The sequence below is a fragment of the Ferrigenium sp. UT5 genome (assembly GCF_045866295.1).
Lineage (GTDB): Bacteria > Pseudomonadota > Gammaproteobacteria > Burkholderiales > Gallionellaceae > Sideroxyarcus.
Window position 1 is genome coordinate 1 of the sequence record NZ_BAAFRY010000014.1, and the last position, 20,587, is coordinate 20,587.

At 59.0% G+C, this 20,587-nt stretch carries 25 protein-coding genes and 2 pseudogenes; 17 read left to right on the forward strand and 10 right to left on the reverse strand.

Going from position 1 to position 20,587, the window contains the following annotated elements:
- The first annotated feature begins 233 nt into the window (after positions 1-233).
- Complete coding sequence (locus tag ACKTSJ_RS06650; RefSeq protein WP_407898612.1) at positions 234-1,274, forward strand: methyltransferase domain-containing protein; 1,041 nt, start codon at positions 234-236, stop codon at positions 1,272-1,274.
- Positions 1,275-1,440: 166 nt separating this feature from the next.
- Here ACKTSJ_RS06650 and merR read toward each other — a convergent pair whose 3' ends face one another.
- Positions 1,441-1,848 (reverse strand): Hg(II)-responsive transcriptional regulator, encoded by a 408-nt coding sequence (gene merR, locus ACKTSJ_RS06655; RefSeq protein ID WP_407898614.1) that lies wholly within the window; start codon positions 1,846-1,848, stop codon positions 1,441-1,443.
- 70 nt (positions 1,849-1,918) lie between these two features.
- Here merR and merT point away from each other — a divergent pair, with 70 nt between their 5' ends.
- From merT to ACKTSJ_RS06695, 8 genes and pseudogenes are all read left to right on the forward strand, one after another.
- Complete coding sequence (merT, locus tag ACKTSJ_RS06660) at positions 1,919-2,269, forward strand: mercuric ion transporter MerT (protein ID WP_407898616.1); 351 nt, start codon at positions 1,919-1,921, stop codon at positions 2,267-2,269.
- A 13-nt stretch (positions 2,270-2,282) separates the two neighbouring features.
- A complete protein-coding gene (gene merP, locus ACKTSJ_RS06665) occupies positions 2,283-2,558 on the forward strand; it encodes a mercury resistance system periplasmic binding protein MerP (RefSeq protein WP_407898618.1) in 276 nt (91 codons plus the stop codon).
- A gap of 8 nt (positions 2,559-2,566) precedes the next feature.
- Positions 2,567-2,791: a mercury resistance system transport protein MerF gene (merF, locus tag ACKTSJ_RS06670; RefSeq protein WP_407898717.1), complete on the forward strand. Its 225-nt coding sequence runs from the start codon at positions 2,567-2,569 to the stop codon at positions 2,789-2,791.
- A 54-nt stretch (positions 2,792-2,845) separates the two neighbouring features.
- A pseudogene (gene merA / locus ACKTSJ_RS06675) lies at positions 2,846-4,252 on the forward strand (mercury(II) reductase); the annotation flags it as partial.
- A gap of 137 nt (positions 4,253-4,389) precedes the next feature.
- Complete coding sequence (locus ACKTSJ_RS06680) at positions 4,390-5,544, forward strand: multiheme c-type cytochrome (RefSeq protein WP_407898620.1); 1,155 nt, start codon at positions 4,390-4,392, stop codon at positions 5,542-5,544.
- A 109-nt stretch (positions 5,545-5,653) separates the two neighbouring features.
- Positions 5,654-5,887 carry an SHOCT domain-containing protein gene (locus ACKTSJ_RS06685; protein ID WP_407898622.1) on the forward strand — a complete coding sequence of 78 codons (234 nt, stop codon included), beginning with the start codon at positions 5,654-5,656 and terminating at the stop codon, positions 5,885-5,887.
- Between the two features lie 3 nt (positions 5,888-5,890).
- Positions 5,891-6,745 carry a formylglycine-generating enzyme family protein gene (locus tag ACKTSJ_RS06690; protein ID WP_407898624.1) on the forward strand — a complete coding sequence of 285 codons (855 nt, stop codon included), beginning with the start codon at positions 5,891-5,893 and terminating at the stop codon, positions 6,743-6,745.
- A 7-nt stretch (positions 6,746-6,752) separates the two neighbouring features.
- Positions 6,753-6,990, forward strand: a pseudogene (locus ACKTSJ_RS06695) (mercuric reductase); the annotation flags it as partial.
- 436 nt (positions 6,991-7,426) lie between these two features.
- Here the strand turns inward: ACKTSJ_RS06695 and msrA are convergent.
- Complete coding sequence (gene msrA, locus ACKTSJ_RS06700; protein ID WP_407898626.1) at positions 7,427-8,011, reverse strand: peptide-methionine (S)-S-oxide reductase MsrA; 585 nt, start codon at positions 8,009-8,011, stop codon at positions 7,427-7,429.
- Positions 8,008-8,508 (reverse strand): peptide-methionine (R)-S-oxide reductase MsrB, encoded by a 501-nt coding sequence (msrB, locus tag ACKTSJ_RS06705; RefSeq protein WP_407898719.1) that lies wholly within the window; start codon positions 8,506-8,508, stop codon positions 8,008-8,010. Before msrB ends, msrA begins: the two co-directional genes overlap by 4 nt.
- Positions 8,509-8,670: 162 nt before the next feature.
- Between msrB and ACKTSJ_RS06710 the strand changes: the two genes are divergently transcribed.
- Positions 8,671-9,456, forward strand: a complete 786-nt coding sequence (locus ACKTSJ_RS06710; RefSeq protein ID WP_407898628.1) for a YiiX/YebB-like N1pC/P60 family cysteine hydrolase — start codon at positions 8,671-8,673, stop codon at positions 9,454-9,456.
- A 29-nt stretch (positions 9,457-9,485) separates the two neighbouring features.
- Here the strand turns inward: ACKTSJ_RS06710 and ACKTSJ_RS06715 are convergent, their stop codons facing one another.
- The 4 genes from ACKTSJ_RS06715 to ACKTSJ_RS06730 are packed head-to-tail and all read right to left on the reverse strand — an operon-like array spanning position 9,486 to position 11,644.
- Positions 9,486-9,695 carry a zf-HC2 domain-containing protein gene (locus tag ACKTSJ_RS06715; RefSeq protein ID WP_407898629.1) on the reverse strand — a complete coding sequence of 70 codons (210 nt, stop codon included), beginning with the start codon at positions 9,693-9,695 and terminating at the stop codon, positions 9,486-9,488.
- Complete coding sequence (locus tag ACKTSJ_RS06720; protein ID WP_407898630.1) at positions 9,692-10,312, reverse strand: RNA polymerase factor sigma-70; 621 nt, start codon at positions 10,310-10,312, stop codon at positions 9,692-9,694. The genes ACKTSJ_RS06715 and ACKTSJ_RS06720 overlap by 4 nt, the downstream gene beginning before the upstream one ends.
- Positions 10,266-10,601 (reverse strand): nitrate/nitrite transporter NrtS, encoded by a 336-nt coding sequence (nrtS, locus tag ACKTSJ_RS06725; RefSeq protein WP_407898632.1) that lies wholly within the window; start codon positions 10,599-10,601, stop codon positions 10,266-10,268. The genes ACKTSJ_RS06720 and nrtS overlap by 47 nt, the downstream gene beginning before the upstream one ends.
- Positions 10,529-11,644 (reverse strand): FAD-dependent oxidoreductase, encoded by a 1,116-nt coding sequence (locus ACKTSJ_RS06730; protein ID WP_407898634.1) that lies wholly within the window; start codon positions 11,642-11,644, stop codon positions 10,529-10,531. Before ACKTSJ_RS06730 ends, nrtS begins: the two co-directional genes overlap by 73 nt.
- Positions 11,645-11,847: 203 nt before the next feature.
- Between ACKTSJ_RS06730 and ACKTSJ_RS06735 the strand changes: the two genes are divergently transcribed.
- Positions 11,848-12,753 (forward strand): AraC family transcriptional regulator, encoded by a 906-nt coding sequence (locus tag ACKTSJ_RS06735; protein WP_407898636.1) that lies wholly within the window; start codon positions 11,848-11,850, stop codon positions 12,751-12,753.
- 253 nt (positions 12,754-13,006) lie between these two features.
- On the opposite strand, the gene ACKTSJ_RS06740 is transcribed toward ACKTSJ_RS06735, so the two are convergent.
- Complete coding sequence (locus tag ACKTSJ_RS06740) at positions 13,007-13,954, reverse strand: multicopper oxidase domain-containing protein (RefSeq protein WP_407898638.1); 948 nt, start codon at positions 13,952-13,954, stop codon at positions 13,007-13,009.
- A gap of 87 nt (positions 13,955-14,041) precedes the next feature.
- The gene (locus ACKTSJ_RS06745) at positions 14,042-14,521 is read right to left on the reverse strand and encodes a cytochrome P460 family protein (protein WP_407898640.1); all 480 of its coding nucleotides are present in this window, start codon (positions 14,519-14,521) and stop codon (positions 14,042-14,044) included.
- A gap of 111 nt (positions 14,522-14,632) precedes the next feature.
- On the opposite strand from ACKTSJ_RS06745, the gene ACKTSJ_RS06750 reads away from it, so the two are divergent.
- The 6 genes from ACKTSJ_RS06750 (at position 14,633) to ACKTSJ_RS06775 (ending at position 19,407) form a co-directional block, all read left to right on the forward strand.
- Entirely contained in the window at positions 14,633-14,971 is a 339-nt protein-coding gene (locus ACKTSJ_RS06750; protein WP_407898642.1) for a winged helix-turn-helix transcriptional regulator, read from the forward strand.
- Between the two features lie 139 nt (positions 14,972-15,110).
- Positions 15,111-15,692, forward strand: a complete 582-nt coding sequence (locus ACKTSJ_RS06755) for a carboxymuconolactone decarboxylase family protein (protein WP_407898644.1) — start codon at positions 15,111-15,113, stop codon at positions 15,690-15,692.
- A 336-nt stretch (positions 15,693-16,028) separates the two neighbouring features.
- Positions 16,029-16,319 (forward strand): DUF427 domain-containing protein, encoded by a 291-nt coding sequence (locus ACKTSJ_RS06760; RefSeq protein WP_407898646.1) that lies wholly within the window; start codon positions 16,029-16,031, stop codon positions 16,317-16,319.
- Positions 16,320-16,326: 7 nt separating this feature from the next.
- Entirely contained in the window at positions 16,327-17,571 is a 1,245-nt protein-coding gene (gene egtB, locus ACKTSJ_RS06765; protein ID WP_407898648.1) for an ergothioneine biosynthesis protein EgtB, read from the forward strand.
- The gene (egtD, locus tag ACKTSJ_RS06770; protein ID WP_407898650.1) at positions 17,568-18,557 is read left to right on the forward strand and encodes an L-histidine N(alpha)-methyltransferase; all 990 of its coding nucleotides are present in this window, start codon (positions 17,568-17,570) and stop codon (positions 18,555-18,557) included. Before egtB ends, egtD begins: the two co-directional genes overlap by 4 nt.
- Positions 18,558-18,567: 10 nt before the next feature.
- Positions 18,568-19,407 carry a DMT family transporter gene (locus ACKTSJ_RS06775; protein WP_407898652.1) on the forward strand — a complete coding sequence of 280 codons (840 nt, stop codon included), beginning with the start codon at positions 18,568-18,570 and terminating at the stop codon, positions 19,405-19,407.
- Between the two features lies 1 nt (position 19,408).
- Here ACKTSJ_RS06775 and ACKTSJ_RS06780 read toward each other — a convergent pair whose 3' ends face one another.
- The gene (locus ACKTSJ_RS06780; protein ID WP_407898654.1) at positions 19,409-20,584 is read right to left on the reverse strand and encodes a MalY/PatB family protein; all 1,176 of its coding nucleotides are present in this window, start codon (positions 20,582-20,584) and stop codon (positions 19,409-19,411) included.
- Positions 20,585-20,587 lie beyond the last annotated feature (3 nt).

A 20,587-nucleotide genomic window follows, 5' to 3' on the forward strand; every position in this document is an offset into this window, starting at 1 on the left:
CCAGCCATCGCTTCTTCTCCTTCGGTTGTTGATCGTCTCGTTAACGTTAATTTACCGAATCGAAGCGGTGGCTGCCCACCAAATTATTTACAGCAGTTTAAGGACTCAATCATCAATTTGACGTGGCATCATTCGCATCCCCGGCAATCCGGGTGCCGTATCTTTGGCTCAAGCGTAAGGAATTCTGCGGCAGCACGACCAACCTAAAACTCGTCTACCTGATAAGGAAAATCATGCACGACATCGTCCAGGACTATTACGGCAAACAACTGCATTCTTCAGATGACCTGAAGACCAGTGCCTGCTGCGATGCCAGCAGCCTGCCCGCCTGGCTCAAGCCCTTGCTGGCGCGCGTACATCCCGAGGTGCTGGCGCGCTACTACGGTTGCGGGCTGGTGTGTCCGCCCTTGCTGGAAGGCTGCCGTGTGCTGGATCTGGGCAGCGGTTCGGGGCGCGACGTGTATGCGCTGGCGCAACTGGTGGGCAAGACCGGCGAAGTGATCGGCGTGGACATGACGGCGGAGCAACTCGCGGTGGCGGAAAAATACCGTGCTCATCATGCCGAACAGTTTGGTTATGCCAATGTGCAGTTCCTCGAAGGCTATATCGAGAAACTGGACGCGCTCAAGCTCGAACCCGGCAGCTTCGACGTCATCGTGTCCAACTGTGTGGTCAATCTGTCGCCGGACAAGGATGCCGTGCTGCGCGGTGTCTATCGCCTGCTCAAGAACGGCGGCGAATTCTATTTCTCCGATGTGTATGCCGACCGCCGCGTGCCGGAAGCGGTGAAGAACGACCCTGTGTTGTACGGCGAATGCCTGGGCGGCGCGCTGTACTGGAACGATTTCGTGCGCCTTGCTCATCGCCACGGTTTCGCCGACCCGCGTCTGGTGGAAGACCGCCCGCTGGCCATCACCGATGCCAAACTCGCGCCGCGCGTGGGTAATATCAGGTTCTATTCCGCCACCTATCGGCTGTTCAAACTCGACGCGCTCGAATCCGCCTGCGAAGACTACGGCCAGGCCGTCATCTATCGAGGCACCATCCCCGACCACCCTGATGCCTTCACGCTGGACAAGCATCACCACATTGAAACCGGCAAGGTGTTCCCGGTGTGCGGCAACACCTGGCGCATGTTGCAGGACACGCGCTTCGCCCCGCACTTCGAGTTCATCGGCGATTTCGAGCGGCACTACGGCCTGTTCGAGGGCTGCGGCAGCAGCATTCCGTTCGAGGCAAAAGACAACAGCGGCGAGAGCTGCGCCTGCTGCTGACGGCTTCGCTAAGGGGGCATGAGAAAAATGTTAGGTATGTGCTGGTTTATCCGTCATTCCGGCGCAGAGCCTGCCCCCGCGAAAGCAGGGGACGGAATTCAGTATCTTGATTAAAAAAGGTTTCCGCTTGTGCGGAAACGGCAAAACCGAATAAATCGGCACATACCTAACCGCGCTTGAGCGATTCGATCATCGGGCAACATACCTTGCCGCGACGTGATTCGCAGGCTGCCAGCATCTGCGCCAGTGTTTTTTCCATCTGCCGCAAACTCGCCAATTTCTCCCTCACCCCGGCCAGTTTGATTTTGGCGAGCGCGCTCGCCTCGCGGCAATGCGTGCCGTCTTCCAGTTTGAGCAATTCGGCCACCTCGTCGAGGCTGAATCCCAGTTGTTGCGCGGTCTTGATGAAGCGCACGCGCGACACATCGCCACTGCCATAACGGCGGATGCCGCCTAAAGGCTTTTCAGGTTCGGGCAGCAATCCCTTGCGCTGATAGAAACGGATCGTTTCCACGCCCACCCCGGCGGCCTTGGCAAACGCGCCGACCGTGAGGTTTCCAAAATCATTTTCCATATCGCTTGACTCCGTACTTGACTACGGAGTTAAGGTTACGTCATCTCATTTTGATTGGAAAGGGAAACTGATGGACGAATCGAATAATCCGCGCGGCGCACTGTTTGCAGGCGGGCTGTCCGCCATACTCGCCTCGACCTGCTGCCTGGGTCCGCTACTCTTGGTCACTTTTGGATTCAGCGGTGCGTTGATAGGCAATCTTAAAGTGCTAGAGCCATATCGCCCTTTGTTCATCGGCGCGGCGTTGGTGGCGATGTTCTTCGCTTATCGCCGCATTTTTTGTTCAAGCACCTCCTGTAAGCCTGGTGAAGTGTGCGCGCTACCGCAGGTGCAAACCACCTACAGACTCATTTTCTGGATCGTGTCAGTGCTGGTAATCGTCGCGCTCGGCTTTCCCTATGTCATGCCATTGTTCTATTGAAAAGGAGTCCACCATGAGACAACTGTTTGCAATACTTGCCCTGATTGCCTTGACTGTTCCCGTGTTCGCGGCAACACAGAGCGTTACGCTGGGAATTTCCGGCATGACCTGTTCCGCCTGTCCCATCACCGTAAAGAAGATCCTGAACAAGACCGCTGGCGTAAACAAGACCGAGATGAATGTGGAAAAACGCGAGGCCAAGGTGACGTTCGATGACAGCCAAACCAACGTGGAGCAATTGATGCGTGCCACGGCCAATGCAGGGTATCCATCGGTGGTGAGGAAATGAATATGAAAATAACCGACGGGAATACTTTATTGCGCGTGGGCATCATCGGCGCAATTCTGACCGCGCTGTGCTGTTTCACCCCGTTGCTGGTCGTGCTGCTGGGTGCGCTGGGACTCGCCGCCTTGACGGGGTATCTCGATTATGTGCTGCTACCCGCCATGGTGATGTTCGTCGCCCTGATTATTTATGCCGCTCGGCGGCGTAGTGCAGCCTGCCAAATCCCAAAGGAATAAGCCATGAATAACACTTCAAGCGATGCCTGCACGACGTGTCATTCTCCTGTCACAGGTGAAACGGCATCTCTGCACATCGCGGTTATCGGCAGCGGCGGCGCGGCGATGGCGTGCGCGCTGAAAGCCGTTGAGCGCGGCGCGCGCGTCACCCTGATCGAGCGCGGTGTGATTGGCGGCACCTGCGTCAACATCGGTTGCGTACCCTCGAAAATTTTCATTCGCGCCGCGCACATCGCGCATTTGCGCACGAGCAGCCCGTTCGATGGCGGCATCAACGCCGCCACGCCGGTGATTGACCGCAGCCAACTGCTTGCACAGCAGCAGGCGCGGGTGGACGAACTGCGCCATGCAAAATACGAAGGGATACTGGAGCGCACACCAGAAATCAACCTGTTGCGTGGCGAGGCTCGCTTCCAGGACGGGCACACGCTGTTGGTATATATGAACGATGGCAGCGAGCGCGAGGTGTCATTCGACCGCTGCCTCGTCGCCACCGGTGCCAGCGCAAGCATTCCGCCGATTCCGGGATTGCAGGACACGCCCTACTGGACTTCGACCGAAGCACTGGCAAGTGACCGTATTCCGCCCCGGCTCGCCGTGATCGGTTCGTCGGTGGTCGCATTGGAACTGGCGCAGGCCTACGCGCGGCTCGGCAGCAAAGTCACGATTCTGGCGCGCCATACCCTGTTCTTCCGCGAAGACCCGGCGATCGGCGCGGCCGTGACCGAGGCGTTTCGCAGCGAGGGCATCACAGTGCTGACCGATACGCAAGCGAGTGAGGTCAGTTTCGGGAATGGCGAATTCGTACTCATGACCGCGCAAGGCGAATTACGCGCGGATAAATTGCTGGTAGCCACGGGACGCTCACCCAACACCCCCAGCCTTGGTCTGGACAATGCCGGTGTGACACTCAGCCCACAGGGCAATATCGTGATTGACGACCGGATGTGCAGCAGTGCGCCGAACATATTTGCAGCAGGCGATTGCACCGACCAGCCGCAATTCGTCTATGTCGCGGCAGCCGCCGGTACGCGAGCGGCGATCAACATGACGGGCGGCGAGGCCGCCCTCGATCTCACCACCCTGCCCGCCGTGGTATTCACCGATCCGCAGGTGGCGACGGTGGGACTTTCCGAGGCGGAAGCGCATGACCAGGGCATGGCAACCATCAGCCGCACCTTGTCGCTCGATAACGTGCCGCGCGCACTCGCCAACTTCGACACACGCGGTTTCATCAAACTGGTCGCGGAAGCCGGAAGCCTGCGCCTGCTGGGTGTGCAGGCCGTCACGGGGGAAGCGGGCGAAATCATCCAGACGGCGGCCATCGCTATCCGCGCGCAGATGACCGTGCATGATTTAGCCGACCAACTGTTTCCTTATCTGACGATGGTCGAGGGGTTGAAGCTGTGCGCGCAGACGTTTACCAAGGATGTGAAGCAGCTTTCGTGCTGCGCGGGATAGTTGGAAGAGTGACTGCCAGTGGGCTGGTTGCTCAATTGAGTTAGGGGGTAAACTGATTCACAGTTGAGCGGTTGCAGCGACACGCGCGAATGTCAGTGCAGAAGCTCACAGATCAACTTCTTCCGTGGAACTGAGCCATGCGGCGAAAAACCATTGTGATTATCGTAGTTGTGATCGCCTTTACCGCGTTTCTGGCCTGGCGCTTCCTGCGCCCCATGAACATCTTCGTGGTGAGCGAGGCATTTGAGCGCCCCATCCCGGTGAAGCAATTGCCCGCCTCCGTAACAAGCCAAAGCGCCAAGGCCTGCGCTCAATGTCACGCGGAGATATACAGCGAGTGGAGCACGGCCATGCATAGCCGTGCCTGGACTGATCCTTACTTTCAAACCGACTGGAAATTCGACGACTCACGGCAGATCTGCAAGAACTGTCATATTCCGCTGGAAGACCAGCAGGAACATCTGGTCACGGGCTTTCGTGACAAGGATAAGTGGGAACCCATTCTCGAATCCAACCCCCGTTTTGATGCGGACCTTCAGCATGAAGGGGTAACCTGCAATGTCTGCCACCTGCGCGAGGGTCGCATCCTGGGACCTTATGGAGACACCCGGGCGCCCCACGCCATAACGAAGATGGAAGACCCTAACCAGGTATGTCTGCATTGCCACGTGGTGCAGGGCAAGCGTTGGGACACATTTTTCCGCATGCCACCCTGCGGCACGGTCGTGGAGATCGAATCGGCTGTCGAGAAAATCAACTGCGTGCAATGCCATATGCCCACAGTGCAGCGCCCGCTGGTGGCAGGTGGACTGATACGCGCCGCGCGTCGGCACCTTTGGCGCGGCGGACACGATCCGGAAATAGTGAAACGCGCGCTCAAGGTCGAGTTCTCGGAGAAAACCATAGACACCGACCGTCACCGCGTAACCGCCACGCTCACCAATATGGGCGCGACCCATTTCCTGCCCACCGGCACGCCGGATCGGTATCTTACCGTCACGCTGCAAGTCCTCGATGCCAGCGGCAAGGTGCTGAAGTCGCAAGAAGAGACCCTGAAACGCACGGTGATGTGGCGGCCATTCATCGTGGATCTGTGGGATACGCGCCTGCCGTATCAGCAGCCGCGAACGTATACGATGGACTTCTCCACCGGCGGAGGAAAGGCCAGGCTAGTCGAGATTGTCGTACGCTACCATCTGCTCGATGAGGCGCGGCGCAAGCGCATCCAATACGAGAACAAGGAATCGATCTTTTATGACATCTACCGTGAATCAATTTCGATAAAGCAATAGCAGCACTTGATTTTTTGTTACCTCTAAAAACTGTCCAATTTCTTGCCGCATCAAACTTAACAATGCATCAATATTTTTTCACTAACGTATCAACGGGAGGCGAAATATGATGAACAACGGGGCTGGCGGCTGGATGATGGGCGGTATGGGGCTGTTATCGGTTTTGTTCTGGATATTGACCATCGTCGGCGTGGTGCTGATCGTCCGCTGGCTGACGGCGCGCAATGGGCAGGGAAAAGTTTCGCCTGCGGAATCTCCTCTCGACATCCTGAAAACGCGCTATGCGAAAGGTGAAATAGACAAGTCAGAGTTCGACCAGAAAAAGCGCGATCTGGGGGAGTGACCGTTGCTGCGTCCTTTTGGCACGACTTTGATATGGCTGTGTCTGGTGGCCGCATTGCCTGCGGCTTGGGCGGGCCAGCCACCTCTGCCGGACACGATCGAAATCCCTGCCGGATCATACGTGTCGGGTTCGGACCGCGCCGAGCGCGATTACGCCTACGCGCTGGACGAAGCGGCCTACGGCAGCCCCATCACGCGCACGCAGCAATGGTATGAAAGTGAGCCGCCGCGCGGCGTTGCTGAAACCGGGGCTTACGCCATCATGACCACGCCCGTCACCATCATGCAATATGCGGCGTTCGTGCGGGACACGGGGCATCGCGTTCCCGACGTGGATCGCCGCACCTGGGAGAGCTACGGCTTGCGGCACGACTATGCCGAAACCCGCCGCTTCGCCTGGAGTAAGGGCAAGCCGCCGCAGGGGCGCGAAGATCATCCCGTGGTATTGGTGAGTGCTGCCGATGCCAAAGCATATGCGCGGTGGTTGAGCAAGCTCACCGGCCACACCTGGCGGCTGCCCACCGGGGAGGAATGGGAAAAAGCCGCACGCGGCACGGATGGTCGTTATTTTCCATGGGGCAATAAATACGATCCGGCACGCCTCAACAGTGCGGATCGCGGGTCTTTCGACACCACACCGTCAGGAAGTTACGCTGCGGGAGCAAGCCCATTCGGCATACTTGATGCGGCAGGACAGGTATTCGAATGGACGGCCACTACCAATGCAAACGGTAGCATCGTGGTCAAAGGCGGCTCGTGGGACGACAAGGGCTGCGGGGTATGCCGACCGGCCGCCAGACACAGCCGCCCACCCGGCCTTAAACATATTCTTATCGGCTTCCGGCTGGTGCGCGAATAAAAAATAAACACGCGGCTTCATCAAACTGGTCACCGAGGCTGGATACTGCCCTGCTGGATGTGCAGGCCGTAACAGGGGAGGCGGGCGAGATCATCCAGACGGCGGCCATCGCCATCCACGCACAGATGGCCGTGCACGATTTGGCCGACCAACTATTTCCGTACCTGACGATGGTGGAGGGCATGAAGCTGTGCGCGCAAACATTCACCAAGGATGTGAAACAACTTTCCTGCTGTGCGGGATAGTCTTCTGTCGAAGTTGTTGGCGGATTCAACTCTGAAGTGCAACAGCTAATGGCGGTTTGGTGTAGCGCATTTCCACTCCGAATAATACTTCATGCGGCGATCTACAGTGGACCCATCCGTCAAGACACAAATGCGTCTAGTTTAAGCTGGTGTGTCCGTCCTTCTCGCAGCGGCTTGGCGCTGCCCCATTCCTGCTGAATCTATCCACTATCCTCGCACCGCCGCCACTGGCCGTTGCGTACACCGCATCGGGTGTCAGGTTGGTTTGGTGGATGAGTCGTGCCAGTGGGCAGATTCTTACAGCAAACTACAGACAACACTGCGTCTTGTGGGTCGGGCTTCAGCCCGACGCGTTCGAGGCATCCCACGCGGCAATGTCTGACTGAAGTCCGACCCACAAGCGTTCGCAATAAGCGCCAAAGAATGCAGCACTACCCTAGTGCGCCCCGCCCCACACGCTTTTGACCCGCGCATCGCGCCCGCAGCCGGAACGGTAATAGCGGTAGCGAAGGGGATTTTTCTGGTAGTAGTCCTGATGGTATTCCTCGGCAAGGTAGAAGGCGGTGGCGGGGACGATCTCGGTGTGGATGACGTTGAAGCGCCGTAACAGAAGCTGTTTGCTCCCCTCCGCCGATTGCCGTTCCACCTCGTTCTGGTAAAAGATCGCACTGCGATATTGCGTGCCGACGTCGCAGAACTGGCGGTCTTTCACGGTGGGGTCGATGTGATGCCAGAAATAATTCAGCAGTTGCGCATAGCTGACTTGCCTGGGGTCGTAGTGCACGCGCACCGCCTCTGCATGCCCCGTGCCGCCCGCGCTCACCTGCTCGTAAGTAGGATTCGCCACGCGACCGCCGGTATAACCCGATTCCACGGCGAGCACACCGGGCAGCTTTTCAAAATCCGCCTCGATGCACCAGAAGCACCCGCCCGCAAAGAGCGCCGTCGCCACCGGTGTGTCCGCCGCCCGTGCCGCAGGCAGCAAACACACCCACAGCAATAAAATCCGCAGCGCGCTCATGTGCGCAGCGCCGGCAACTGTTCACCTTCCGCCACGAATTGCAGTGCCAGCCCATTGTTGCAATAGCGCAAACCTGTCGGCTTCGGGCCGTCGTCGAACACATGCCCCTGATGCCCGCCGCAACGGGCGCAATGGTATTCGGTGCGCGGATAGATCAGCTTGAAATCGGTTTGGGTGGCGACCGCATCCGGCAGTGGTTGCCAGAAGCTCGGCCAGCCCGTGCCGCTTTCGTATTTCTGCTTGGATGAGAACAACGGCAGATTGCACGCCGCACAGATGAAGACACCGTTGCGTTTCTCATGGTTGAGTGGGCTGCTTCCGGCATGCTCGGTAGCTTCCTCGAACAGAATTTCATAGCGTTCGCGAGGCAACAATGCCCGCCATTCCGCCAGGCTTTTATGCAGTTTTTCCACGCTGGACCTTCCTTGTGCAAGAATCGGGAACGCTACAACCAGTGCCGATCCTGCAGCGTATTTAAGAAATGTGCGCCGGTGCATTGTGGCCCCCCGTATCTGGTTGCAGGAATTATTACGGTCGATGATCAACCGATCTACTCCGGGGTGGGGCAGATGTGCTGCAAAATAGTTCCGCGTGTGGCAAGCGTGTGTAAGGATAATAACCGGCATGTCGACTGAACCAAACGGATTATCGAGGCGAATATGGGAATAACTTTGCAATGGACAGGCAAGCGGCTGGCGCGTTTTTTGTCGCGCGAGCGGCCGCGTTTGAGTTTTCTCATCCCAACCTCTGCAGCGCAATTGCGCGCCAATCTGAAACCGGGCGATGTGCTGTTGGTTGAAGGCAGCAGCCGCGCCAGCAGTGTCATCAAGTTTCTCACCCAATCCAACTGGTCGCACGCGGCGCTTTATGTGGGTGACGAAGCGGCACGAGTTCCCGGTCTTGCCCCCGGTGCGTGCATGATCGAGGCCGACATGGTTGAAGGTGTGCGCGCTGTTTGCCTTGAAGCCTTTACCGGGTTGCACACGCGGATCTGCCGTCCATTTGGCCTGAATGAGGCAGAGTGCCTGACCGTTGCGCGTTATGCGGTGGCGCGTATTGGGCAACAGTATGATCTGCGCAACATTTTCGACCTGCTGCGCTATCTGCTCCCGGTCCCTTCAATTTCCGGACGAATGCGCAGCCATCTGTTGGCGTTGGGGAGTGGCGACCCGACCCGCGCCATTTGTTCCACCCTGATCGCGCAAGCTTTTCAGTCCATTCGCTATCCCATCCTGCCGCAGGTCGTCCGCCACTCCGCCCAGCGCACCGAATGTCCCGACTGTGTGGAAGAGTTCTATCGCCTGCGCCACCACAGCCTGTTCACCCCGCGCGACTTCGACGTGTCGCCCTACTTCCAGATCGTCAAACCCATGCAGGACAGCGGCTTCGACTACAAGTCCCTGCAATGGGGCGATGCAGATGGAACGGTGTCAAGCGCAAGGTAAGGTTGCTTTGCAGTGCAATCACTGATTTGTTATTTTCGCCCGCCCTGCTTTTCTTCTACCTCGTTCGCGCCTTTGGCATACGCGCGCGTGATTTTGCGCAGCACGGTCATCTGTTGTTTGTAGTTGTGGCAGCCTTTGCACATCAGGGTGTGCACGCCCAACGCCATGCGTTCCTTCAATGCCAGTTCGCGCTCTTGCGCTTCGGACATGAGTTCGGTCGCTTCGCGGCAATTCATCATTTTTTCTCTCCTTGCAGATACCATTTGTCTTCGATGCATTCGCGCAGACGCAGGCGCGCACGGTGCAGCAGGACGTGCAGGTTGCTGGTGGTCAGGCCCAATGTGACACAAATTTCACCTGCCTCAAGCTCGAAAAACTCGCGCATCATGAATACCCGCGCCTGTTTGGGGGGCAGGTTGTCCAGACACGTCTCGAAGACGCCCCAGAACTGACTTTCGCGAAGAGAGGCTTCGGGATTACCCCAGGCAACGGGCCGTTCGTCTTCCTGCCAGAAGCCTTTGCGATCGAACAACTCCGACATGTCTTCTTCGTCTTCGTCGCGTGCAAAACTGCCGATGTTCACCATGCGCTGCTTGTGGCGGAGGACGTCGGCGATCTTGTTTTTCAGAATGGCAAAGAGCCATGTTTTGAACGCGGAGCGTCCGCCAAACGAGCCGGCATTCTTCATTGCGCCGATCAGCGCCTCCTGAACGGCATCTTCCGCCTGGTGGCTATCGCTTAATTGCAACGTGGCGAACTTGATCATCTGACTTCGAATATCGGCCAGGAATCCGGTGTCGGCCAGGAGGTTATTGGCCTGGTCGGTTATGTTCGGGTGGTGTGCATTCACATTCATCGCGGTCCCTTAGCTCAATCTCGTTTTTTGCCGCGCTGTAGCTGGCTACACAGTACGGCACCAGATAATTCAATAGCATATGAAGCAGGGAGATTGTACCGCCGTGGAGCAGGTTTTCCCCCTGATTCACCAGATTCAGTGCGGTGCCAACGACCAGTGCAATCTTGATTGAATCGGTCACAATACGCCGCGATAGCGCAATTTTGATAAAGCGCCTCAATTTGTACCCTTTGCGAGCACGCCATGCTTGCGCATGAAACGGCGATCGATCCAGTTCTTCCAGCGCCACACCCAATGCCCCTGTGCGCTGAATGCGCCCCAGGAAGCGATGGCGTGCTGCGGGCCGGTGGCCAGCAGGTAGAGCGACTTTCTGCGGGGGCAGTAGCGTTGCAGTGTTCTGCCGCCGAGATCGGCGAGCAGATTGTGCGCCAGCACCGGCCCCGCAAACACCGCGTGCACCCCGGAACGCGGCAGGCGCACATCGGTGCGGATGCACGCATCACCCGCCGCAAGTACGTTGGGGTGGGATACGCTGCGGTGTTGTGCGTCCACCAATACATACCCCTGCTCGTCCCGCATCAGATCGGTTTGCGCCAGCCAACTCGCCGGGCGCGCGCCGGTGGCGGCAATGATGGAGTCGGTGGCAAGGTGTGCGCCGGTTGATAAATAGAGACCGCCCTCTTCGCCGAGGGCTGTGGCCTTATGAAAGGTAATCCCGCGCTGTTGCAGCAGGGTGAGAACCCGGTTCCTTACACCGTTGGCGTGTCCGGGCAACAAGCCTTCGGCCGAGGCGACCAAGGCGACCTCGGCTTTCAAACCGCGCGCACGAAATGCATGGTGCGCGGCAAACGCCAGTTCGACACCGGCAGCGCCGCCCCCCACGATCACCAAGCGGTAGCCATCCCGTTGTGCGGCAGCCTCGCAGATGTGCGGCCATTGCTGGACGAACGTTTCCAGCGGTTTGACCGGCAGCAAGCGCTCGCCGGCCGCTTGCAGGCGCGCGGTGTTGATTTCGCTGCCGACATCGAGTGAGAGCAGGTCGTATTCAAGTTGGCTGCCATCCGAAAGGTGGACGCGCTGCTGCGCTGCAATGATGCCGGTCAGGCGCATCAATTTCACCTCCACCCCGGCCTTGTCTGCCAGCGGCAGCAGATCGATGCGGCACTCTTCCAGGGTGTAGTGTCCGGCCATCCAGCCGGGCAACATGCCGGAATACATCTGATAGCGGCTGGGGGTGACCAATATCGTTTTTAGTTCCCCCGGGTATTGTGCGAGTGCGTGCAACACGCTCAGTTGTGCATGGCCGCCTCCGGCCAGTACCAGTTTTTTCATGATGTTGTGGGCTCCCAGGTTGGTTCGCATGCAGTCGTAGCGAAGCGATGGAATCTTACAGGGCGCGCCTGTATAGGTGGTTCCGCGGGAGCTATGCAGGACCGTACCCGTTGCGGGCGGATGTTCCGATTGGGGCGAGGCCGAAGGGACGGTTATGGCGTGCGCGGCTTGCTTGCCTCGTCCCGATCCGCGACAATCAATGCATGCCCGGCCAACTGCCCCGTATCGATGAGTTCCTGCGCCGCCTGCATCTCGGTTCCGAGGTGTATTACGTCGGCCAGTTGTGCGATGCCTGGCACATGTCAACGCCGGGCGGCAGCGATGCCACCACCTTTCATGTGCTCTGTCATGGCGAGGCGTGGATCCACCTGCCGGGCGGCACCGCAGCAACGCCCATGCGTCCGGGGGACATTGCGTTCTTTCAGCATGATGCGGCGCATACTTTCAGCGCGCAGCCGGTTATTCCGCAACAGCCCTTCGATCATTCGCGCCCCGCGCCCCTGGATAAACAGGCGCCCGGTGCCGGGCTGCTGTGCGGTCACCTGAAACTCCCCGCCCATATTCGCCGCCTGCTGCTTGCCTCGTTCCCGGAGTTCATGTTGATCCGCCCGGATGACAGCCCGACGGGACACCCGATGCGCGCGCTGATCGAGATGATGATCGAGGAGGCGACGCTGAACGACTTTGGGGTAACGGCCATCCTTGACCGTCTGTCGGATGCACTGTTTCTGCATGTCATTCGCCACGCCCTGCATCGCGATCCCCGACTGTCGCCATTGTTGGCAGCCCTGGCGGACGATCGGTTACGCCTCGCGGTGTGCGCATTTATTGATGCGCCCGCCGAAATTTGGACGGTGGATCGCATGGCCCGACTCGCCTGCCAGTCGCGCTCTGCTTTTTCCCAGCACTTTGCACAGGTAACCGCGATGGCGCCGATGGAATTCGTCACCCTTTGGCGCATGCAACGGGCGGCCAGACTCCTGGTCGCTCAAAACAGGAACATACCGGACATCGCCCAGCAATGCGGTTACCAGTCAGAGGCAGCTTTCCGCAAGGCATTCAAACGCGTCATCGGCATAACACCCGGCAAAAGCCGCCAGGCAAGTTGATCCTGAAAACGGCAGTTGAATACTTGCAGTACGGTGAAAGTCCGGGTGTTATCTGGTTGTTGTGTTTTTGCTGCAACTTACCTTTCAGGTGAGGATTTTGGTGGGAGCCCGATGAATCGGGCTCCCACAACTGCGGTTTTTAGGTTAATTGGAACGCATTGTCCCTACGGTGATCCGCGTAACGCACAGGATGCGCAGCACAAAGAAATGGCCCGCCTCCAAGCGGGCCATTCGCAACCCCCTTGCGCGGCACTTACCTGAGAATGATCTGATCACCGCGCCCCTTGTTCGGATCCGCATCCGGCTTGCTCATCAGCACGGTAATCGCGCCGCGCATCGCCGCCCCCATCGCATGATCCACGATGGCAACGTTGGTCGCCCGTCCCGCCGGTGTTACCAGGTCGAACGTGCTGCCTTCCGACACGGCCACGTTATAAGTGGCAATGCCATACAGGGTGTTGTTCGGGTTGCCGCCGATATAAACGCGGTCCCACAGCCCGGCGATCGGATGGAACGCCACCGGGTTGTTGATGTTGGCATTCACGAAGTAGATGCGTACCCGCTCGCCGGGTTTGGCCTCCAGCACCTGGGTCGCATTGCCGTCATGCACCGGGTCGTAGTGGAACATTTTTCCGTTGATCAGCGAACCGGTCCAGCCCTTGTTTTCAAGCAAGGCCGTGGTGTCGCTGGTGTCCGGAAACAATTGCTGTTGCACCAGAACATACTCGCGATCCGCTTTCGGGTAGTTTTTGCTGTTTTTCGGATCGACGATGATCGCACCGTACATACCGTTGGCGATATGCTGCGGCATCGGCATGGTGCCGCAGTGATACATGTACACGCCGGGCAATCGCGCATTGAACTTGAAATGCTTGGTTTCTCCCGGCGCAATCGAACCGAACTCATTCAGCACATCCACTTCGGCGATGTGAAAATCCATCGAATGGGACATTGAACTGCTGCTCGGGTTGACCAGAGTAAAATCAATCGTGTCGCCCTCGCGTACCCGCACCACCTTGCCCGGCACGGTGCCGCCGAAGGTCCACGCCGTCCTCATCTGCCTGCCCGCGTTGTCCACCGGCAATTCGGTTTCCAGCACGGTCATGGTCACCTTGACTTCTTTGGCCAGTGCCTGTTGTGCGGGTTGTGCGGGCAGCAGCACGGCCAGGAACAGTGTTGCAATCACAAGTTTGATACGCATCACACACCTCCACAATTGTCGCTCGCCATGCCCTGATCGAGCATTCATTCCGCGCTACGGGCGCGACCGGTTAGGTACGACTTGATGTCACCGGCGCGTAGTGCTGAACACATAGTCGTGCGCGGCCTGCGGTTCATGACAACCAAAGCAGGCTGTTGCAGCATTCTTTCCTACGGCACGCTCCGTTTTCGAATCACCCTTGAAGCCTTCAAAGCCCCAACCGCCGGTGCTGGCGTGGCGTTTGCTGTCTTTCAGCATCACCCCCACCACCTTGCGCTTGCCTTCGGTAATGGCGTTGCCGGCATCGTTCGCTTCCAGCAGATCGAACACGATCACCGAGCCATTCGGGAATTTGCCCTTTGCATAGCCTTTCAATGCTTTCTTGTTGGCATACAGATGATGGATGCCGCCGAAGGATTCATGCAGAGCATGTCCCGGACTGATCACCATGCTCTTGACGTGATGCCAATCGCGGTAGCCATTCGGGTAGGGCACGTCTGTCGCCACGGCGCCGAACGAAATCGCCAGCAGGCCGCTGAACAGAACTGTTTTATAAGTTGTTTTCATGATGCACTCCTTGAAGTTGTAATTAACGGGAGCACACGGTAACCTTGCCGCACTGCCCGAAACAAGCGGGCACCAAACGGTACTTCACCCACTTTCCGGTTTATCTTGCTGATGGCGAATGAAATAAATATTCTGGATGTGGCGCACCCCACGGTCGGCCAGATGGTGGAAAGCGTGGTCGGCTGCAAATGGTCGCTGACCGTAGTCGACCTGATCCGCCGGGGGGTGAATCGTCCGGGCAAGATGGAACATGCCATCGAGGGACTGTCCGCCAAGGTGCTCAACGAACGGTTGCGCAAACTGCAACACTTCGGCGTGATCGAGAAACATGTTTTCGCGGAAACCCCGCCGCGTGTCGAGTATACCCTGACTGAATTTGGTCAGGGTTTTGCCGACATCCTTGATTCGATCAAGGCCTTGCAGGACTCGGTTGAGCGCACGGCAGCGTAGTGCCGCGTCAGCGCCGGCCAAACAATCTCTGGATGATCAGGCACAAAACCCGTGCATACAGGCATGGCGAACTGGTTCGTAACCGCCGAGAATCCGGGTCGACAACAGACCGTTGCCGAACCTTCAAGGAGAAAATAGCATGAGCACATTTACGCTGCACACACTGGACACCGCGCCCGCCGGATCGCTGCCTATTCTGGACGCTGCCCAAAAGGGGCTGGGGTTCATCCCCAATCTGTACGCGCATCTGGCTGAGTCACCTGCCACGCTGCAAGCCTACAAGCAGCTCGGCGCGTTGCTGGAACAAAGCGCATTCACCCCGCAGGAGCAGCAGATCATTCTGCTGGCTGTGAGCCAGTACAACCGTTGCACGTATTGCGTTGCGGCACACTCCTTCATCGCGCGCAACATGGCCAAAGTGGAGGATGCCACCATCGCCGCGCTTCGCAGCGGCGGGGCATTGCCGGATGGCAAGCAGAATGCCCTGGCCGATTTTGTCCGCGCCGTGGTGCGCGAGCGCGGATGGGTTGCGGACAGCCCGGAACTGAAGGCATTTTTTGCAGCCGGCTACACCCGACAGCAGGCGCTGGAAGTTGTTCTCGGCGTGGCAATGAAAACCATCAGCAACTACACCAACCATCTGACTGACACGCCGCTGGATGCCGCCTTTGCCAACGAGGCATGGCAGGCGCCGGACGATTACGCGTGCTGCAAAAACTAGCGTAGTGGTTGATGCTTGGTGGCGCTTATTGCGAACTATTGTGGGTCGGACTTCAGTCCGACATGTCGGGTTAAAACCCGACCCACAGGGAGCGGCAGAGGTTGTGTGGGCCGGACTGTGCATGGGGTGTGGTGGCGTAAGCCCCGTACAGCCACGGCCTATCCCTTGCGGGTGTCAGTCCGACCTGCCGGGCTTTACTGCACATTGGCATCCGTGCAACCCCAAGCCGGGGGCGGGTAAAATCTTCCATATCGTTCCCGCGCGCGGATGTAAGAAACCGGTGTGCCAGCCGACCTTTCATCGCACCCATTGACCCACCCTCCAAAGGAGTTGTACATGCCTAAAGCGATCTGGAACAATCAGGTCATTGCCGAAGCCCTGGAGCGCGATATCCAGCGCGTGGAAGGCAATGTCTATTTTCCGCCGAGCGCAGTGAAACGCGAATTTCTCCGTTCCAGCGATACCCACACCCGTTGCGCATGGAAGGGTGAGGCGAGCTATTTCAGCGTGGTCGTTGACGGAGCAATGAACGAGGATGCGGCATGGTATTACCCGGATCCGTCTGCCATGGCCGCACGTATCAAGGATCACGTGGCTTTTTGGCGCGGTGTACAGATCACGGAATGAGCGGGTGATGGTGACCGCACTGATCGAACGGTTCAACACCGTGCGTGCGCGCACAGAGGCACTCTGTGCGCCACTGGAAATCGAAGACTATGGCATTCAGGCCATGGAAAGCGTGAGTCCGCCGAAGTGGCACCTGGCGCATACCACCTGGTTCTTCGAGACATTCATCCTCGTGCCGTATGCCAGGCACTACCGCATGCTGAACGATGCGTACGCGCACCTGTTCAATTCCTATTACGAGACCGCAGGGACTTTTTTTCCGCGCCCGCAACGAGGCCTGTTGTCGCGTCCGACGGTGGCCGAGGTTTATCGCTATCGTCGCCACGTTGATGGCGCGCTATTGGAATTGCTTGGGAATCTGCCCGGACACGCCGCCGAAACGGTTTTGGCGCGGGTGCAACTGGGCCTCGAACACGAGATTCAGCATCAGGAATTGTTGCTGATGGACATCCTGTACAACTTCTCAGTCAATCCGCTGTTGCCTGCCTATCACACGCCGAGCCTTGCAGAAACCCCTCCGCTGCCGGCGTTGGACTGGCAACGATTGCCGGGAGGATTGGTCGAGATCGGGCACGCCGGAACTACCTTCTCATATGACAACGAACGCCCGCGGCACCCGGTGTGTCTGCCTCCGTTTCGTCTTGCCACCCGTCTGATCAGCAATGCCGAATATCTTGCGTTCATCGAGGATGACGGCTATCGCCGGGTCGAGCTGTGGTTGTCCGACGGCTGGCGCATGCTTAATGAACGGGGCTGGCAAGCCCCGCTGTACTGGTTTCGCCGTGATGATGCCTGGTGGCATTTCAATCTGACGGGGGCTCATCCGCTGTGCGAAGATGCGCCGGTGGCGCATTTGAGCTATTACGAAGCGGACGCCTATGCGCGCTGGGCGGACAAGCGCCTGCCAACCGAGTTTGAATGGGAATATGCGGCCGCCACATGCGCCGTTGCCGGCCAGTTTCTCGAGCGTGGTCTGTATGTGCCGCAACCGGCCGTTGCCGAGGGGCTGACCCAGATGTATGGCGAGTTGTGGCAATGGACGCAGAGCGCCTATCTGCCTTATCCCGGCTTCAAGCCTTTGCCCGGCACGCTGGGCGAATACAACGGCAAGTTCATGTGCGACCAGATGGTGTTGCGCGGCGGATGCTGCGTCACGGCACAGGACCATATCCGCGCCAGCTACCGCAATTTTTTCCGGGCGGCTGACCGCTGGATGTTTTCCGGTCTGCGTCTGGCAGAGGACCTCCGATGAGACAAGAATCCCCCATTCCGTCACAGTCTATCGACGAGGACGATTTTCTAGCCAGCGTGCGCGCGGGGCTGCGCCAGCATCCCAAATCCATCCCGCCCAAATATTTCTACGATGCGCACGGCTCGCAGCTGTTCGATCTGATCTGCACCACGCCGGAGTATTACCCCACGCGCACCGAGACCGCCATCCTCGAACGCCACGGCGCGGAAATGGCCGAAATGACCGGCAGCGCCTGCACCCTGATCGAACTGGGCAGCGGCAGCGCGACCAAGACGCCGCTGCTCCTGCGCCACCTCTCTGACGATGCCGTGTATGTGCCCATCGACATCTGCGCGCCGCACCTGCGCAACAGCACGCAGCGCCTGCAGGCGATGTTCCCGGCCATGAAGATGCAGCCGCTGTGCGCCGATTACCATCAGTTACCCGAACGTGTGATCAGACACCGTGCAGGGCGACGGCAAGTGGTGTTCTTCCCCGGCTCCACCATCGGCAACTGCACACCCGATGGCGCCGTGACGCTCTTGAAAAGCGTGGCCAAGCTGGTCGGCCCCGGCGGCGGCCTGCTGATCGGGGTGGACGCGAAGAAATCGAGCGCGATATTGAATGCCGCCTACAACGATGCCGCCGGCCACACCGCCGCCTTCAACCTCAACCTGCTGACACGCATGCAACGCGAACTCGGCGCGCAGCTCGATGCAGCGCAGTTTGCTCACCATGCGTTTTACAACGAGATGCACGGACGCATCGAGATGCATCTGGTCAGCCAGTGCAGGCAGACGATAGGGATGAACGGTGAATCGTTCGAGTTCGAACAAGGTGAAAGCATCCACACCGAGAACTCTTACAAATACAGCACGCAGGAATTCAAACACCTGGCGCGCAAGGCGGGCTGGCACCTGCAATCGACCTGGCACGACGAGGATGAATTGTTCAACGTGCATTACTTCACCCTGTCCGCCGCAGAACCGCTGAAGCTGGCACGTTAATCAAACAATCGTGACCCGACTCCGCCTCGCCATCCTGACCACCCTGACCATGATCGCCTTCGCGGCAAATTCGGTGTTGTGCCGCATGGCGCTCAAGGAGACCGCCATCGACGCCGCCACCTTCACCAGCGTGCGCCTGCTGTCCGGTGCGGCGATGTTGTGGCTGTTGATGCGTTGGCAACGGCAGGCGCCGCTCGCGCATGGCAGCTGGCGCAGCGCGACGGCCTTGTTCATCTATGCGGTCGCGCTCTCATTCGCCTATCGCAGCATCGACACCGGCGCGGGGGCGCTGATGCTGTTCGGCGCGGTGCAGGCCACCATGCTCATCGCCGGATTCATCGCGGGCGAGCGCATGACGTTTACCCAGACTGCGGGCTTCGTCGCGGCCGTGGTCGGTCTGGTGATCCTGGTGTCGCCCGGTGTGGAAGCGCCCTCGGTGCTGGATTCGATCTTGATGCTGGCGAGCGGCGTCGCCTGGGGCGTGTATTCCATGCTCGGGCGCAACCTGTCCGATCCCGCCGCCGCGACCGCCGGCAACTTTCTGCGTGCCGCGCCGCTGACGGTCGCGCTCTCGCTGCTCGCCTTGCCCTGGCTGCAACTCGATGCGCAAGGCGTGTGGTATGCCGTGCTCTCCGGCGCGGTGACGTCGGCGCTGGGCTATGTGCTGTGGTATCGCGTGCTGCAACAGATGCGCGCAATGACCGCTTCAACGGTACAACTTTCTGCCCCGGTAATTGCCGCCATCGGCGGCATCCTGCTGCTGGGCGAAGCACTCACGCCAGACTTGCTGATCGCGTCGATATTGATACTCGGGGGAATCTGGCTGGTGTTGCGCTTCGGCAAGCGCTGAATCAGGCGCGCAACGCGGCCGAGATATTCTCCAGCGCCTGCTGGATCACGCTGCGCGGCGCGCCGATGTTCATGCGCATATGGCCGCTGCCGCCTTCCCCGAACAGCGCGCCCGGACTCATGCCCACGCCTGCTTTCTGCACGAAGAAATCTTTTAGCTGTTTGTCGTTCAATCCCATCGCGCGGCAATCCAGCCACAACAGATACGTTCCTTCCGGTTCAGTCATCCTGATCTGCGGCAGATGCTGTTGCAGAAAGTCGCGCACCCTGTCGCGCGTGCCTGCCAGATACGCCATCAGATCATCCAGCCACGGCGCGCCTTCGCGATAAGCCGCTTCGAACGCCACGATGCTGAACGGATTATTGGCACTGACATGCAGGGTGTCAAACGCCTGGGTGATGGCCTTTCGATCTGCGGCCTCCGGCACGACGAGTGCGGACAGCCCGAGGCCGGGGATATTGAAGGTCTTGCTGGGCGCGACGGCGGTGACGATCTTCACCTTGTCGGTCAAGGTGGCGAGCGGCACATGTCGGTGGCCGGGATAGATCAAGTCGGCATGGATCTCGTCCGACACCACGGTGATGGCGTGCCTCTCGCATACCGCCAGCAGCGCCTGCAATTCATCCTGTTGCCACACGCGCCCGACCGGGTTGTGCGGCGAGCACAGGATCAGCAGGCGTCCGCCCTGCTTTGCGCAGCGTTCAAAGTCGTCCAGATCGAAGAAGTACCGACCCTCCTTCAGCATGAGCGGATTGAGCAGCAATTTGCGTCCGCAGGTTTCCGGCGCGGAAAGGAACGGCGCATACACCGGCGGCTGCACGATCACGCCGTCGCCGGGCCGGCTCAAGGCCATGATGCAGGCGTGCAGCGAGGGCACGACGCCGGGACAGAACAGGATGGAATCGCGCGTGATCTTCCATGGGTGGCGCGTTGCCAGCCAATGGATCAGCGACGCATACAGCGACTCGGGATAAAGGGTGTAACCGAAAACAGGATGCGCCGCACGCTCAAGCAGCGCGCGTTGCACCGCCGCAGGCACGGCAAAATCCATGTCGGCTACCCACAGCGGGATGACGTTTGCAGAACCGAACACCGGTTCGCGCGCGTCGTACTTGAGGCTGGCTGTACCTGCCCGGTTGATAATCGGGTCGAAATTGAAGTCAGTTGCAGCGTTCATGCA

What these genes read in the sequence shown, in the direction of transcription:
- ACKTSJ_RS06650 (WP_407898612.1), top strand. Translation starts at nt 234, where the DNA reads ATGCACGACATCGTCCAGGACTATTACGGCAAACAACTGCATTCTTCA.
- merR (WP_407898614.1), bottom strand. Translation starts at nt 1,848, where the DNA reads ATGGAAAATGATTTTGGAAACCTCACGGTCGGCGCGTTTGCCAAGGCC.
- merT (WP_407898616.1), top strand. Translation starts at nt 1,919, where the DNA reads ATGGACGAATCGAATAATCCGCGCGGCGCACTGTTTGCAGGCGGGCTG.
- merP (WP_407898618.1), top strand. Translation starts at nt 2,283, where the DNA reads ATGAGACAACTGTTTGCAATACTTGCCCTGATTGCCTTGACTGTTCCC.
- ACKTSJ_RS06680 (WP_407898620.1), top strand. Translation starts at nt 4,390, where the DNA reads ATGCGGCGAAAAACCATTGTGATTATCGTAGTTGTGATCGCCTTTACC.
- ACKTSJ_RS06685 (WP_407898622.1), top strand. Translation starts at nt 5,654, where the DNA reads ATGAACAACGGGGCTGGCGGCTGGATGATGGGCGGTATGGGGCTGTTA.
- msrA (WP_407898626.1), bottom strand. Translation starts at nt 8,011, where the DNA reads ATGAGCGCGCTGCGGATTTTATTGCTGTGGGTGTGTTTGCTGCCTGCG.
- msrB (WP_407898719.1), bottom strand. Translation starts at nt 8,508, where the DNA reads ATGCACCGGCGCACATTTCTTAAATACGCTGCAGGATCGGCACTGGTT.
- ACKTSJ_RS06710 (WP_407898628.1), top strand. Translation starts at nt 8,671, where the DNA reads ATGGGAATAACTTTGCAATGGACAGGCAAGCGGCTGGCGCGTTTTTTG.
- ACKTSJ_RS06715 (WP_407898629.1), bottom strand. Translation starts at nt 9,695, where the DNA reads ATGATGAATTGCCGCGAAGCGACCGAACTCATGTCCGAAGCGCAAGAG.
- ACKTSJ_RS06720 (WP_407898630.1), bottom strand. Translation starts at nt 10,312, where the DNA reads ATGAATGTGAATGCACACCACCCGAACATAACCGACCAGGCCAATAAC.
- ACKTSJ_RS06730 (WP_407898634.1), bottom strand. Translation starts at nt 11,644, where the DNA reads ATGAAAAAACTGGTACTGGCCGGAGGCGGCCATGCACAACTGAGCGTG.
- ACKTSJ_RS06735 (WP_407898636.1), top strand. Translation starts at nt 11,848, where the DNA reads ATGCCCGGCCAACTGCCCCGTATCGATGAGTTCCTGCGCCGCCTGCAT.
- ACKTSJ_RS06740 (WP_407898638.1), bottom strand. Translation starts at nt 13,954, where the DNA reads ATGCGTATCAAACTTGTGATTGCAACACTGTTCCTGGCCGTGCTGCTG.
- ACKTSJ_RS06745 (WP_407898640.1), bottom strand. Translation starts at nt 14,521, where the DNA reads ATGAAAACAACTTATAAAACAGTTCTGTTCAGCGGCCTGCTGGCGATT.
- ACKTSJ_RS06750 (WP_407898642.1), top strand. Translation starts at nt 14,633, where the DNA reads ATGGCGAATGAAATAAATATTCTGGATGTGGCGCACCCCACGGTCGGC.
- ACKTSJ_RS06755 (WP_407898644.1), top strand. Translation starts at nt 15,111, where the DNA reads ATGAGCACATTTACGCTGCACACACTGGACACCGCGCCCGCCGGATCG.
- ACKTSJ_RS06760 (WP_407898646.1), top strand. Translation starts at nt 16,029, where the DNA reads ATGCCTAAAGCGATCTGGAACAATCAGGTCATTGCCGAAGCCCTGGAG.
- egtB (WP_407898648.1), top strand. Translation starts at nt 16,327, where the DNA reads ATGGTGACCGCACTGATCGAACGGTTCAACACCGTGCGTGCGCGCACA.
- egtD (WP_407898650.1), top strand. Translation starts at nt 17,568, where the DNA reads ATGAGACAAGAATCCCCCATTCCGTCACAGTCTATCGACGAGGACGAT.
- ACKTSJ_RS06780 (WP_407898654.1), bottom strand. Translation starts at nt 20,584, where the DNA reads ATGAACGCTGCAACTGACTTCAATTTCGACCCGATTATCAACCGGGCA.